The sequence below is a fragment of the Caulobacter sp. NIBR1757 genome (genome assembly GCF_027912495.1).
Classification (GTDB): Bacteria; Pseudomonadota; Alphaproteobacteria; order Caulobacterales; family Caulobacteraceae; genus Caulobacter.
Map to the genome: position 1 here is coordinate 4,320,375 of NZ_CP115463.1, position 13,809 is coordinate 4,334,183.

Consider the following 13,809-nt stretch of genomic DNA (forward strand, 5'->3'; position numbering starts at 1 on the left):
CGTGGAATTTCACCCGGAGGAAATTATGAGGCCGGATCGGCGGCCGTTTCCGGCTTCGGCTGGCGGGCCGCGACGTAGAAGACCAGGATCATGCCGATAATGCCGATCACCGTGGTGTAGATGTAGAACAGGAAATAGCCGACGCCGAGCGCGGCCGGGGTGACCTGGCTTTTCTCCATGGCCGCCGCGTAGCTCTCCGGCGGGACATTGGCGATCAGGCCGCGCAGGCTCTCCAGGGGTCCGCCGACCTCCGCCGCTCTGGCCGACTCCTCGACGATGCGGCCCGACTGGGTGGCCAGCAGCTTGCCGAACAGGGCGTAGAGCGAGCTGAACAGGGCGTACTGGGTCGCCGTGAAGCCGATGCTGGTCAGGCTGGACATGTAGGCGATCAGGGCCGTGCCGGCGAAGCTGCCGCCGATGTTGTCGGCCGCGATGGCGCCCATCAGGGCGTAGACGTTGTGCCCCTCCAGGGCCATCCAGGCGAAGGCTAGGTTGCTCAGCGAGCCCAGGAAGGCGCCGATGATCAGGGTGCGCATCAGGCCGAGCTTGAGCACCGACCAGCCACCCAGCGAGACGCCGATGATCGACATCACCGCCCCGAACACCTTCCGCACCTCGGCGATCTCGGGCTTGGAGAAGCCAAGGTCGGTGTAGAAGGCGCCGTTGATGTTGATGACGAAATCGCTGACCCGGTAGAAGCAGATCAGGGCCAGCATGAAGGCCGCCAGCTTGCCGTAGCGACCGAAGAACTCGACCAGCGGCTCGCCCAGCGCCGTCGACAGATAGGTGCCGGGACGGGTCGGGAAGCGGGGCACGGGCCAGGCGGCAAGCGCGATGACCGCGAAACCGCCGAACACCCCGACCAGTTGCCAGAGGGCCTTCCAGTCGCTCTCGAAGAGCTTGACCAGACCGGCCCCGCCGGCCTCCGCCCCGCCCAGCAGCCAGGCCGCCGCCGAGGCGTCACCGGTCAGGCCGGCGCCGAGCATCAGGGCCCCCAGCAGCAGCAGGCCGCCGCGCACGATGTATTCGACGATTTCCAGGGCCGGCCGGGCGGGAACGCCCTCGACCGAGATCGGCCGCACCGAATGCTGGGCCTCGCGCGGGGCCAGGATGGCGGCGGCGACACCGACACCCATGGCGGCGGCCATGACGGCGTAGGAGATGTGCCAGTCGAAAAGTTCGGCCAGGATCAGCGGCACCACCCCGGCGATGATCATCGCCACCCGGTAGCCCCACTGGTAACTGGCGGCCATCGCCCCCTGCATTTCCTTTTCGACCACTTCGATCCGCCAGGCGTCGACGACGATGTCCTGGGTGGCCGAGAAAAAGCTGACGATGACGGCCATCAGGGCCATGGTCACCAGGGTGGCCTTGGGGTTCTGCACCGAGATGCCCCAGAGGCCGAGGATGATGACGCCCTGGGCGATCAGCATCCAGGACCGGCGGTGGCCCAGCCATTTGGTCAGCAGGGGCACGCGGGTGCGGTCGATGACCGGGGCCCAAAGGAACTTCAGGGCCGTGAACATGGTGGTCAGGGTGAAGAAGCCGATGACCTTCAGGCTGACCCCGTCCTCGCGCAGCCATATGCTCAGGGTATCGAACACCAGCAGGTTGGGCAGGCCGGCGGCAAAGCCGAGAAAGAACATGATGGTGACGCTGCGCATGTCGCGCGTCGCCTCGCCCTGGGCGCGGGTGTTCTCGCCGAACCGGTTGGTCTCATCGACGCCCGGCCGCGTTCCGGCCTCCCAGACGTACCAGGCCCAGCCGGCCACGGGCACGGCGGCGGCCAGCAGCCACCAGCCGCTGCGGCCCCGGTCGTGCAGCCGCTTCACCCCGATAGCCAGCAGCGGCCAGATCAGGCCGATGCCGATGATCAGCGGCATGGCTTCCAGCAGTTCTGAGCCGGGCGGCTTGGGCGGCGGGGCGACGCCGGGGGCCGGCGGGGCTTGCAGGTTCACCAGGCCCCAGAACAGGCCGAAGATGCAGGCGGACGCGATGACCACCAGCCAGAACTGCAGCCGCGCCGCCCGGCCCTGGAAGCCGAACAGCAGCTGGTTGGCGCTTTGTTGGCCCTGCGGCTTGTCGTCCGTTGCGGCGGCTGCGGCCATGTTTACCCCTCCCGAAGGCGGGGCGAACGCTGCCCCGTCTAGCCGGTCAACTTGGCCTGCGCCGTCGGCGGCGTCCAGCGGGCCCAGCGGGTCAGGGCGGTGCGGAGGGCGTCGGCGGTCAGGGGTTTGACCAGAAAGTCGTCCATGCCGGCCGCCAGGCAGGCGCGGCGGTCGTCCTCGAAGGCGTTGGCGGTGAGGGCCAGGACCGGGGTGGTGATGCCGCGCTGGCGCAGGGCCCGGGTGGCGTCGAGGCCCGACAGGCCCGGCATGCGAACATCCATCAGGATGAGGTCGTAGCGGCCGGCCTCGAGGGCGGCCAGCGTCTCCTCGCCGCTGGCGGCGCGATCGACGACGGCGCCCTCGCGTTCCAGCAGGGTGCGGGCCAGCAGGGCGTTGATCGGGTTGTCCTCGGCCAGCAGGACCCGGGCGCCCTGGGCGGTGGCCGGGGCGATGCGTTCGTCCTCGTTGCTGACCGCCTCGACCAGGGTGGCGACACCCTGAGCAGCCAGCACGCGGGCGGCCAGGGAGGCGCGGCGCAGCGGCTTGATGAGGTAGCCGGCGAACCCGGCGGCGCGGCAGGGCTCGATGCGGTCGCGCTCGTCGGGGCGCAGCAGCACGATGGCCGCGTGGCCGGCCGGCGGCTTGAGGCTGCGACGGCTCTTGATCAGGCCGTGGTCGACCAGCAGCACGGCGCCGGCCGGCGCCTTGGCGACGGCTCCGGCCACGCCGGCGGCGGCCAGGGCGACGCCGCCACAGGCCTCGATCTGGCGAACGGCGGCGGCGCGGACGGCGGGATTGGGGCTGGCGACGACGACGGTCTGGCCGGCCAGGCTGTCATCGGCGGTCTGCTCGCCGACCGCTTCGAAGTCGGCCGCGAACCAGAACCGGGCGCCGCCATCCGGCGCATCCTCGACGCCGACATGGGCGCAGTGGGCTTCGGCCAGCAGCTGAACGATGGCCAGGCCAAGGCCCGCGCCGCCGAGGGCCGAGCCGCCGTGGCTGGGGTCGGCGTGGGTGAAGGGCTCGAAGATCCGGCCCTTGGCGTCGTCGGGCACGCCCGGGCCGCTGTCGGTGACGGTGAAGCGGATGCGGCCGGGGCCCTCGGGCTCGGCGGCGATCAGGACGCCGCCCTTTTCGGTGAACTTGACCGCGTTGCCGGCGAAGTTGAGCAGCACCTGGCGCAGGCGGCCTTCGTCGCCGAGGATGGTCCCAAGGCCGGGCGCGGCGGCCCAGGCCACCTCGATGCCCTTTTCATGGGCGCGCGGGCTCATCAGTTCGGCGACCTGGCGCAGCAGGCTCTCGACCTCCATCGGGGCCGGGTGCAGCTCGAGCTTACCGGCCCCGAGGCGGGCGAGATCGAGCACGTCGTTGATCAGGCCCAGCAGATGGTCGCCGCTTTCCTTCAGCGCCTTCACATAGTCGCGCTGTTCGGGGCTGAGGGCCGTGCCGTCCAGCAACCGGGCCATGCCCAGCACGCCGTTGAGGGGCGTGCGGAACTCGTGGCTCAGGGTGGCCAGCTGTGTCGGGGTGATCGCGTCGGTCATGGCCGGGGAGGATAGGGCACACCGGTTAAGGGTGCGTTTGAGGGCGGAAGAGTCCAACTCTTCGCCCGTTGGGGGGAGGACAGCTTTGGAGCGTGAGCGACAAAGCAGGAGGGGGGACCCCTGCCTGACGATTCTCCCCTACCGCCGGCGGGGCCCGCCTCCTGATTTCTCGCTAAGGCTCGAAATCTGTCCTCCTCCCGCTTCGCGGGGGGAGAGTTTGGATGTCCGCGCGCTGTTGACAGGGTTTGGCCGGTCGGAAGAGAACGCCGTTTGTCGGCCGGGTCTCCTCGCGCCATGGGAGGATCAGATGGCGCCGCGTCAGGCCGTGCTCGGGATGGACGGGGCCAGCTTTTTCCATGGCTCGACCCGCATCTTCGAGGACGTCTCCTTCCTGCTCGACGATGCGCGCACCGCCCTGGTCGGGGAGAACGGGGCGGGCAAGACGACGCTGCTCCGCTGCCTGGCGGGGGAGCTGGAGCTCGACAAGGGGCAGGTTCTGAAGTCGCGGTCGTTGCGGGTGGGGTATCTGCCGCAGGACATTCCGCCGGGGCTGGATGAACTGCCGGTGCGGGAGGTGCTGCGGCGCTCGCTGGAGAAGGTGGGCAACGGCGACGATGACTGGCGGATCGATGTGCTGTTGGACGAGATCGAGGTGGCGCCGGAGGTGGCCGAGCAGGCGTTCGGGTCGCTGTCGGGCGGGTGGCGGCGACTGCTGCTGATCGCCGGGGCGGCGGTGCTGGAGGAGCCCGACATCCTCATCCTCGACGAGCCGACCAACCATCTGGACCTGTCGAACATCAACCGGCTGGAGGACTGGCTGACCGCCGCGTTCGAGGCACCAATGCTGATCGTCAGCCACGACCGGGAGTTCCTCAACCGGGTCACCGACCGCACCCTGTTCCTGCGGGCCGACGGGGTGCACAGCTTCAAGAGCCGGTTCGACCTGGCGCGCGAGGAGCTGCTGCGCCGGGACGCCGCCGCCGCGCGTCAACGAAAACTCGAGGAGAAGGAGGTGCGGCGGCTGGAGGCGGCCGCCGCCCGCTACAAGGTCTGGGCGGTGAAGAACCCGGAGCTGAACAAGCGCAAGAAGGCCATCGAGAGCCGGATCGCCCGGATCGAGAACGACCGGACCGAGGTGGTCGGGACACGCGATCGGCGGCTGGAGCTGGCCGAGGGCGAGATCGACGCCAAGGTGGCGCTGCGGGTCCAGGGGCTGACGGTGACGACGCCGGACAAGGCGCGGACCCTGATCAGCATCGACCGGCTGGCCATCGCCGCCGGCGACCGGGTGGCCATCCTGGGGACCAACGGGGCCGGCAAGACGACCCTGCTCAACGCCCTGGCGGCGGCGTTCGACCCGGCGCGGGAGCACTATGACGGCACGGCGGCGGTGCGGTTCAATCCGGCCGCGCGTCTGGTTTACTTCGACCAGTCGATGAAGGATCTGCCCCTGAAGACCAGCCTGCTCAACTATGTCACCGCCGCGCCGGACGCCACCGAGCGCGAGGCGACGCGGCTGCTGGCCCAGGCGGGGTTTCCGTACCTTCGCATCAACGACCCGATCAGCCGCCTGAGCTACGGCGAGCGGGCCCGGCTGATCTTCCTGCGTCTGAAGCTGGAGCGGCCCAACTTCTACCTGCTCGACGAGCCGACCAACCATCTCGACATCGAGGGCCAGGAGGCGCTGGAGGCCGAGCTGGAGAGCGCCGAGGTCAGCTGCCTGTTCGTGTCGCACGACCGGTATTTCACGCGGACGGCGGCCAACCGGTTTCTGGAGATCCGGCGGGGGAAGCTGGTCGAGGTGGAGGACCCGGACGCGTTCTTCGACGCGCAGGGGCGGTGACTGTCCCGCGCAGCGTGACTGTCACCGTTCGGCGCCGACGGTGACAGTCATCCGGCTGCGCCGGAGGACAGTCACCCGCTAGAGCCTCGGATCGACCGCCTCGCTTTCAGCCGCCAGCACGGCGAAGACACACTCATGCACCCGGCGTAGGGGTTCGCGGGCGACGAAGCGGAGCAGGGCTTCGTGGCCGAGGGCGAATTCGCGCAGGGCGAGGTTGCGTTTGCCGCCGAGACCGCGCTGACGCAGGCGGACGAGGTTTTCCGGGGCGTCGTATTCGGGGCCGTAGATGATGCGCAGGTATTCGCGGCCGCGAACCTTCAGCGCCGGCTGCAGCAGGCCCTTGGAACCGCGGGCCACGAAGTCCACAGGCTTGACCACCATGCCCTCGCCGCCGCCGGCGGTCAGGGCTTCCCACCAGGCGACGGCGTCGGCGCAGGCGGCCTCGTCGGCCAGCTCGACCGTGCGCCAGCGGGTCGGAGCGATGACCGGATCGCCGGTGGCGGCCAGGCGGTCGGCGATGGCCATGTGGGTGAGATGGTCAGTGTCGAACCAGACGCGGCCCTCGCTGGCCAGCAGGTGGAAGGGGGCGACCTTGAGGTCCTCCACCCCGCCGACCGGCCAGACGTACGGAGCCCAGGCCTTGCCATAGAGGGCGGCGCGGGCGGCGCGGTCCTCGAAGCGGGCGGCCAGGGCGGCGGCCTCCGGATTGACGGTGGCGGCGCGGCGCAGGGTCTCGGCGGCGGTGGTCAGGCCGGCCAGGGAGGCGGCGGCGACGGGGGCGTACTGGGCCTCGATCAGGGCGCCGGCCTTGGCCGACCAGGGCATGATCTCCGCATCGAGCAGCAGCCAGTCGGTGCCGAGTTCCTCCCACAGGCCGGCGGCGTCGACGGCGCCGCGCAGGCGGGCGAGCAGGCCCTCGGTCATGGCGGCGTCATTGAAGAAGGCCCGGCCCGTGCGGGTCCAGACCTGGCCGGTCTCTTCCCCGGCCACGCCGAAGCGGGCGCGGGCGGCGGCGGCGTCGCGGCACAGGGCGATGACGGCGCGGGAGCCCATGTGCTTTTCCTGGAGCACCAGCCGCTCGACGCCGCGCTCGCGGTAGTGGGCGAAGACTTCCTCCGGGCGTTCCAGCCAGCCCTCGCGGGCGCTGGTCTCGACCGGCGACATGGTCGGCGGCAGGTAGGCCAGCCATTGGGGGGCGAGGGCATAGCGGCTCATCACCTCCAGCGCCGCGCTGGCCTTTTCCTCGGGGATGACCAGGCGGCCGCGCAGGGTGGTGTCGATCCAGCGGCGGCCGGTGACATCGGTGATGTCCAGCAGGTCGTCGGCATCCGCTTGCGCTGAACGCGCCGCCTCGCCGCCGAGCGGCCGCATGGGTTCGAACCAGGTCTGCAGGGCCGGAACCTCGACCAACTGCTTCTCGGGCCAGCGCAGGGCGGTCAGCTTGCCGCCGAACACGCAGCCGGTGTCGATGCAGAGGGTGTTGTTGACCCACTGCGCTTCCAGCATCGGGGTGTGGCCATAGACGACGGCGGTGTCGCCCCGGTACCTGGCCGCCCAGTCGGCGCGGACCGGCAGGCCGAACTCGTCGATCTCGCCGGTGGTTTCGCCATAGAGGGCAAATTCGCGCACGGCGCCGGAGCCGCGGCCGATCATCTCCTCCTTGAGGCCGGCGTGGGCGACGGCGAGCTTTCCGCCATCCAGCCAGACGTGGCTGCGCAGGTCTTCCAGGAAGGTCGCGACCTGCTTTCTGAAGGCCGGGCTTTCGGCCTCCATCTGGTCGGCGGTCTGTTGCAGGCCGTGGCTGAGGGTGACCTTGCGGCCCTCCAGCCAACGGCCGAACTTGCGCTCGTGATTGCCCTGGACGGCGTAGGCGGACCCGGAGGCGACCATGCTCATGGCGATGCGCACGCAGTCGGGGCTGGCCGGACCACGATCGACGAGATCGCCGACGAACACCGCCTTGCGGCCCTCCGGCGGGGTGACGGCGACGGTGCGCTCGCCGTCCATTTCCGACCAGGCGACGGTGTAGCCGAGCTTTTCGAGCAGCAGCTGCAGTTCGGCGGCGCAGCCGTGGATGTCGCCGATGATGTCGAACGGGCCGTGGTCGGTGCGCTTGTCGGTCCACAGGGGCTGGCGGGTGACCTGCGCGGCGCCGATGCCGGCCTCGGTCCCCAGGGTCCAGACCTGGCGGAAGCCCTCGCGCTGCAGGCCGCGAAGGCCGCGGCGCAGTTCGTCGGTCATCCGCTTGACGACGCCGGCGCCGAAGTCGCGGTTGGCGCGGCCCTTGTTGTGGGCCAGGCAGGCCTCGATACCCGGGTCGAGCACGATGGCCACCGGCAGGGCGTGCCAGCGGCGGGCCAGATCGATCCAGCCCTTGCGGTCGGCCGACCGGATGTTGGTCGCGTCGATGACCGCCAGGCGGCGGTGCTTGAGGCGCTTTTCGGCGATGGCGCGGACCAGTTCGAAGGCATCGCTGCTGACCGACTGGTCGGTCTCGTCGTCGCTGACCAGGGCCCGGGCGTAGTCGGACGAGATCACCTCGGTGGGCGCGAAGTTACGGGCGGCGAAGCTGGACTTGCCCGCGCCGCTGGCCCCGATCAGCACCACCAGGGCGAAGTCGGGAATAGCGATGTCGGTGGGATCGGGGGCTCTCATCGGGTCAGCACCGCCATCTGGGTCGCGGCGCCGAGCTCGGGATGCACCTCGCCGATGTCGCTGAAGGTCGCGCGATAGCCGTAGGCCGCCTCGATGCCGGCCGCCCAGGCGCGGAACTGGCCCCGCGTCCATTCGAACCGGTGGTCGGGGTGGCGGAAGGCGCCCGCCGCCAGGTTGGGGAAGAGGGCGTTGTACTCGGCGTTGGGGGTGGTGACGACGACAGCGCCCGGGCGCGCCTGGCCGAAGACGACCTGGGCCAGGGCCGGCAGGCGGTCCTCGTCGAGGTGTTCGATGACCTCGACCAGGGCGGCGGCGTCGACGCCGAACCAGCGCTCGTCGCGATAGGTCAGCGAGCCGTGCAGCAGGGTGACGCGGCCTTCCGGCGGGCCGCCGGGTTCGTTCAGCTTCAGGCGCCTGGCGGCCCATTCGAGGTCGCGCAGGCCGGCGTCCAGCCCGATCAGCCGTTCGGCCCAGCGGGTCCTGACCAGCTGGCGGATGAGCTTGCCCTCGCCGCAGCCGAGGTCGGCGACGCTCTTGGCGCCGGTGGCTTCCAGGGCCGCCGCCACGGCGATCATGCGGGCGTCGTTGAGCTTGATCGGCGCCTCCAGCTGATCCTCGCGGGTCTGACGCGGTTCGCCCGGCGCGATCGGCTCGGCGGCCTCCGGCGCCAGGCGGGCCAGGGCGGTGTCGGCCAGGCCGCGGCGGTGGATCAGGTAGCGGCGGACGATGAGGTCGCGGGCCGGATGGCCCGGCAGCCAGCCCTTGCCGCGCTCCATCAGCTTGTCGACCTCGTCCTCGCCGACCCAGTAGTGCTTGTCGTCGTCGAGCACCGGGATGAGGACATAGAGGTGGCTGAGCAGGGCCGACAGGCGGGCGGTTCCAGCGAGGCGCAGGGTGACATAGCGCGAGGCTTCGCCCTCGGGACCGGGCACGGCCGCAACCGCCACCGTCCAGCCCAGCGGCTCGAACAGGGCGCGGACCAGGGCCTCGCCACCGCGCGCCGGCAGCGGGGTGACGACCGCTACCAGCGGAATCTCGGCCGCGGCCAGCTCGGGTCTGGCCGTGCAGACGCCGTTCATGGCCGTGCGCAGGGTCTTGTTGATGGCCACCGACAGGAAGGAGCTGGCCGCGTAGGGCCGGTCGTTGACGTATTGGTCGAGCAGCCCCTCGCCCATGCCCTTGCCGCGCACCAGGCCGACAGGGTCGATGTCGAGGATCAGGGCCGCCTCGCAGCGCGCCGCGTTGGCCTCGGCATAGACCAGGTGCGCCTTGCCGAAGGCGAGCTCCATCTCGTGCAGCCGGCCGGGATGCTTGTGCAGCAGGAAGCCGAGATCAGTGGCCGGCTGGTGGGTGGTGGCGAGGGACAGGTACATCGGGAACTCATAGGGGGCGTGGGCAAGCGGACATGAAAAACCCCTCCAGGCGGGACCGGGAGGGGGCGGCGGACTTGGCGGAAGGTTCGGACCTCGGCGGTCCCGTCACCCTTTCGCGCACGCGGCCCCGGCCTCTGGCGACAGGCCAGAGATCCAGTTGGGGCGTCGTTCGAGGCGGACAGTCGTCATAGCCCCGCGACCCTAGTCGGGCCGGCGCGGGGCGGCAAGCGTCAGATCGACAGCCGGTGGAACCCCGCCGCCGGCGGGGCCGAGACCCCCTCCTCCGCCCCCGGCCCCGTGCGGCGGTAGATCAGCGCCTCGGCGACATGGATGCGGCGCACGCCCTCGGCCTGGTCGAGGTCGGCGATGGTGCGGGCCAGGCGCAGGGTGCGGGTCCAGCCGCGGGCGGTCAGGCGGCCGGCCTCGGCGGCGCGGGCCATCAGGGCGCGAGCCGGCTCGTCCATGGCCAGGGCCGTTTCGAGGAAATCGCCCTCGGCCCGGGAGTTGAGGGTCGGGGCCGCGTCGCCGGCGGCCTCGGCGCGGGCCGCCTGCAGGGCGCGGGCGGCGGCGACGCGAGCGGCGGCCTCGGCGGTGCCCTCGGACGGCGGCGGTAGGGCGAGGTCGGCGGCGGTGACCGGGGGAACATCGACGGCGAGGTCGATGCGGTCCATCAGCGGGCCGGAGACGCGGCCCTGGTAGTCACGCTGGCAGCGGGGGGCCTTGCCGCAGGCCCCCTTGCCGGCCCCGCCGTGGCCGCAGCGGCAGGGGTTCATGGCGGCGACCAGCTGCACCCGGGCCGGGTAGCGGATGTGGAAGTTGGCGCGGGCGACCATGACCTCGCCGGTCTCCAGCGGCTGGCGCAGGGAATCGAGGGCCTGGATGCCGAACTCGGGCAGCTCGTCGAGGAAGAGGACGCCGTTGTGGGCCAGGCTGACCTCGCCCGGCTTGGCCTTGATGCCGCCGCCGGTCAGGGCGGCCATGCTGGCGCTGTGGTGGGGCGCGCGGAAGGGCCGGTCGCGGGTCAGGGTTCCCTTGGCGATCAGGCCGGCGACCGAATGGACCATGCTGGTCTCGAGCAGTTCGGCGGCGGTCAGCGGCGGCAGCAGGCCGGGCAGGCGTTGGGCCAGCATCGACTTGCCCGAGCCGGGTGGGCCGACGAAACAGAGGTTGTGCCCGCCGGCGGCGGCGATCTCCAGCGCCCGCTTGGCCTGTTCCTGACCCTTCACATCGCGCAGGTCGGGCCCGCCGCTCGACTGGATCACCTCGCCCGGCTGGGGCGGCGCCATGATCTGGGTGCCCCGGAAGTGGTTGATCAGCCCGATCAGCGAGCGCGGCGCCAGGATGCGGGTCTCGCCGGCCCAGGCGGCCTCGGGCCCGCAGGCCTCGGGGCAGATCAGGCCCAGGCCCAGCGCCCCCATGGCGATGGCGGCCGGCAGCGCCCCGACCACCGGCGAAATGGTGCCGTCCAGGGACAGTTCGCCGATCGCCGCCCAGCCGTTCAGGGCGTCGTAGGGGATCACCCCCATCGCGCCCATGACGGCCAGGGCGATGGGCAGATCGTAGTGGCTGCCCTCCTTGGGCAGGTCGGCCGGGGCCAGATTGACGATGATCCTCTGACCCGGCAGCGACAGGCCAAGGCCGGTGAAGGCGCCGCGCACCCGGTCGCGACTCTCGGCCACGGCCTTGTCGCCAAGGCCGACAATGACGATGGCGTGCTCGCCCCGCGTCAGCTGCACCTCGACGTCGACGCGGCGGGCCTCGACCCCCTGGAAGGCGACGGTGACGACCTTGGCGACCATGTTCCCCCACGCCCGTTCGGTAAGTCGTTGAAGTTATGCCACTTATCCACAACCTCACCACAATGGGCAGGATAAATCAAGAACAAATATAGAACCAGGCGGGAAGCTGAGTGCAAACAGTCATCTAGCCGTCACAAGCTGAGGTTGGCGAACACCGGTGTCAATCGAGGTAGCGGGTGGTGCTCTCGTAGACGCGGCCGCGATCCTCCCGCTTGCGCTTTTCGCTCATCGCCACCCAGACCGAGCCGCCGAGCCAGACGATGACGCCGCAGAAGGCCGGGAAGGCCGTCTTCACCATCAGCACGGTTCCGGCCAGGGCGAAGGCGTAGCTGAGCAGGACCGGAACGACCATGCGGCGGCCGAGTCGGCAGGCGACCAGGGCCGGAACGATGGCCAGCAGGGCGGCGACGGCGAGCATGAACTCGAGGTCGATCGTGACGAGCGGGGTGACTTCCATGCTCCCCATTCTGGGGTGGCGTGGTTTCCGCCCGGTTCACGCAGGCGAAGAAATCAGCCCCGGATCGCCTCGATGCGGTCCCACATGGCCTCGGTCACATCCGGCCCGCCGAAGCGCTTGAGCTGCTGGGCGCCGGTCGGGGAGGTGACGTTGATCTCGGTCAGGTAGTCGCCGATGACGTCGATGCCGACGAACAACAGGCCGCGCTTCTTCAGGTCCGGGCCGATGATGGCGCAGAGCTCGTGGTCGCGTGGCGTGAGCTCGACCGCCTCGGCGCGGCCGCCGCGGGCGAGGTTGGAGCGCACCTGGCCGTCGGCCGGCACGCGGTTGATGGCCCCCACGGGCTCGCCATCGACCAGCAGGATGCGCTTGTCACCCTTGGAGACGGCGGGGATGAAGGCCTGGGCGATGACCTGTTCGCGGCCGATCAGGGCGTGCAGTTCGAGCAGGGCGTCGAGGTTGGGATCGCCCTTCTTCAGCCGCACCACGCCCGAGCCGCCGCCGCCGTAGAGGGGCTTGAGCACGATATCGCCATGGCGGTCCTGGAAGTCGTGGATGGCGTCGACATCGCTGGTGATCAGGGTCGGCGGCTGCACGCCCGGGAAGGTGGTGACGTAGAGCTTTTCCGGGGCGTTGCGGACCTCGGTCGGGTTGTTGACCACCAGGGTTTTGGGGTGGACGGCGTCGAGGAAGTGGGTGGCGGTGATGTAGGCCATGTCGAAGGGCGGATCCTGGCGCATCAGGACGACATCGATGTCGGCCCCGAGGTCGATGAGGACCGGCTCGCCGGCGGTGACGTGGTCGCCCTTCTCGCGGCGGATGGTGACCGGGATGGCGCGGGCGATGACCTTGCCCTCTTCCAGGCTGAGCTTGTCGGGGGTGTAGACCCAGAGCTTGTGGCAGCGCGCCTGGGCGTTCTCCATCATCAGGAAGGTGGTGTCGGTATCGATGTTGATCCCGTGGACCGGGTCCATCTGGACGGCGACGCGCAAGGTCATGGGAGCTCCAGCGATGATGCCCGCCTAACGTGAGGGGGCGAGGGGGCTTTCGCTAGCCCCTCTCCCCTCTCCTGTCATCCTCCGACCGCGCGCAGCGCGGATCGGGGGACCCATGTAGGCTCTGGAAAGACACCCGGCAGTTTTCACGCGGACAGTTGGGTCCCCCGATCCGGCTTCGCCGGTCGGAGGATGACAGGGGTGGTGCGGTGTTCAGTTCAGCTGCATCCGCACGCGTTCGCGCGCCGCCCTCGCCGACACCGCCGCCCCGCCGTCGAGGATGGTAGCGCGGCCCAGCGCTTCCTGCGCCCCGACCAGCGCCCCCTGGCCTTCGCGGGCGCGGGCGACGTCGAGCCAGGGGCGGTGGTCGGCGGGGTTGAGGAGGGCGCGGCGCAGGGCGCTGCGTTCGGCGGCCGGCCAGTCGGCCCGCTGCTGGGCCCGGGCGAAGATGTTGTTCTGCAGGCGGATGAGGACGGCGCGGTCGCTGACCGGGGCCATCAGCGCCTCCAGGCGGCTGGCGACATCGGGCGTCAGGCCGGCGCGCAGGGCCCGGCGGCTGAGCTCCGAGGGCAGGACGATGCGGCCCTCGCTGAACGGGTCGAGCGCCATCGGCCCTTCGCGGGTCTCGATGCGCAGCAGGAAGTGGCCGGGAAAGTCGACGCCGTGGACCTGCAGTTTGCAGCCGCGGGCGGCGTGGATATAGACGACACCAAGCATCACTGGCAGGCCCTTGCGGCGCTCGGTCATGTGGATGAGGTCGGCGTTGGCCGGGCTGTCGTAGGTGATGACGTCGCCTTCGAGGCGCAGGTCGCCGGCCATGGCCTCGGCGATGGCCTCCTCCGGGCTTTCCTTGTCGAGGCGGGCGGCCAGCCGCTCGATGGCCTCGCGGCCCATATCCAGGGCTGGTCCGGTGTCGCGGTCGGGATCCTCGTGCACGGCGCAGGCCAGGGCGGCGTCGAACAGGGGGAAGGCGTCGTCGGGCGCCTCCCCGGCCTCGGCCAACAGCAGTTCGGCGTCCTGACGGGTCATGAGTCT

Annotated in this window: 9 protein-coding genes; 1 reads left to right on the forward strand and 8 read right to left on the reverse strand. The window is 70.6% G+C overall.

Annotated features, from left to right (window positions below):
• Positions 1-23 precede the first annotated feature (23 nt).
• Both O5I81_RS20725 and O5I81_RS20730 read right to left on the reverse strand, forming a co-directional pair.
• A complete protein-coding gene (locus O5I81_RS20725; protein WP_271066762.1) occupies positions 24-2,108 on the reverse strand; it encodes an MFS transporter in 2,085 nt (694 codons plus the stop codon).
• 38 nt (positions 2,109-2,146) lie between these two features.
• Positions 2,147-3,652, reverse strand: coding sequence for a response regulator (locus O5I81_RS20730; RefSeq protein ID WP_271066763.1), 1,506 nt, complete (start codon positions 3,650-3,652; stop codon positions 2,147-2,149).
• A gap of 307 nt (positions 3,653-3,959) precedes the next feature.
• Between O5I81_RS20730 and O5I81_RS20735 the strand changes: the two genes are divergently transcribed.
• The gene (locus tag O5I81_RS20735) at positions 3,960-5,495 is read left to right on the forward strand and encodes an ABC-F family ATP-binding cassette domain-containing protein (protein ID WP_271066764.1); all 1,536 of its coding nucleotides are present in this window, start codon (positions 3,960-3,962) and stop codon (positions 5,493-5,495) included.
• Between the two features lie 78 nt (positions 5,496-5,573).
• On the opposite strand, the gene O5I81_RS20740 is transcribed toward O5I81_RS20735, so the two are convergent.
• The 6 genes from O5I81_RS20740 to O5I81_RS20765 all read right to left on the reverse strand — a co-directional run bounded on the left by O5I81_RS20740 (position 5,574) and on the right by O5I81_RS20765 (position 13,803).
• The gene (locus tag O5I81_RS20740; protein WP_271066765.1) at positions 5,574-8,150 is read right to left on the reverse strand and encodes a polynucleotide kinase-phosphatase; all 2,577 of its coding nucleotides are present in this window, start codon (positions 8,148-8,150) and stop codon (positions 5,574-5,576) included.
• Complete coding sequence (locus tag O5I81_RS20745; RefSeq protein ID WP_271066766.1) at positions 8,147-9,523, reverse strand: 3' terminal RNA ribose 2'-O-methyltransferase Hen1; 1,377 nt, start codon at positions 9,521-9,523, stop codon at positions 8,147-8,149. Before O5I81_RS20745 ends, O5I81_RS20740 begins: the two co-directional genes overlap by 4 nt.
• Before the next feature lie 230 nt (positions 9,524-9,753).
• Positions 9,754-11,322 (reverse strand): YifB family Mg chelatase-like AAA ATPase, encoded by a 1,569-nt coding sequence (locus tag O5I81_RS20750; RefSeq protein ID WP_271066767.1) that lies wholly within the window; start codon positions 11,320-11,322, stop codon positions 9,754-9,756.
• 160 nt (positions 11,323-11,482) lie between these two features.
• Positions 11,483-11,779 carry a hypothetical protein gene (locus O5I81_RS20755; protein WP_271066768.1) on the reverse strand — a complete coding sequence of 99 codons (297 nt, stop codon included), beginning with the start codon at positions 11,777-11,779 and terminating at the stop codon, positions 11,483-11,485.
• A 53-nt stretch (positions 11,780-11,832) separates the two neighbouring features.
• Positions 11,833-12,777 (reverse strand): glutathione synthase, encoded by a 945-nt coding sequence (gene gshB / locus O5I81_RS20760; protein WP_271066769.1) that lies wholly within the window; start codon positions 12,775-12,777, stop codon positions 11,833-11,835.
• A 210-nt stretch (positions 12,778-12,987) separates the two neighbouring features.
• Complete coding sequence (locus O5I81_RS20765) at positions 12,988-13,803, reverse strand: transglutaminase family protein (RefSeq protein ID WP_271066770.1); 816 nt, start codon at positions 13,801-13,803, stop codon at positions 12,988-12,990.
• Positions 13,804-13,809: the final 6 nt, after the last annotated feature.

Bases quoted from the DNA above. Each gene is read 5' to 3' on its own strand.
- O5I81_RS20725 (WP_271066762.1), bottom strand. From the start codon at position 2,108: ATGGCCGCAGCCGCCGCAACGGACGACAAGCCGCAGGGCCAACAAAGC.
- O5I81_RS20730 (WP_271066763.1), bottom strand. From the start codon at position 3,652: ATGACCGACGCGATCACCCCGACACAGCTGGCCACCCTGAGCCACGAG.
- O5I81_RS20735 (WP_271066764.1), top strand. From the start codon at position 3,960: ATGGCGCCGCGTCAGGCCGTGCTCGGGATGGACGGGGCCAGCTTTTTC.
- O5I81_RS20740 (WP_271066765.1), bottom strand. From the start codon at position 8,150: ATGAGAGCCCCCGATCCCACCGACATCGCTATTCCCGACTTCGCCCTG.
- O5I81_RS20745 (WP_271066766.1), bottom strand. From the start codon at position 9,523: ATGTACCTGTCCCTCGCCACCACCCACCAGCCGGCCACTGATCTCGGC.
- O5I81_RS20750 (WP_271066767.1), bottom strand. From the start codon at position 11,322: ATGGTCGCCAAGGTCGTCACCGTCGCCTTCCAGGGGGTCGAGGCCCGC.
- O5I81_RS20755 (WP_271066768.1), bottom strand. From the start codon at position 11,779: ATGGAAGTCACCCCGCTCGTCACGATCGACCTCGAGTTCATGCTCGCC.
- gshB (WP_271066769.1), bottom strand. From the start codon at position 12,777: ATGACCTTGCGCGTCGCCGTCCAGATGGACCCGGTCCACGGGATCAAC.
- O5I81_RS20765 (WP_271066770.1), bottom strand. From the start codon at position 13,803: ATGACCCGTCAGGACGCCGAACTGCTGTTGGCCGAGGCCGGGGAGGCG.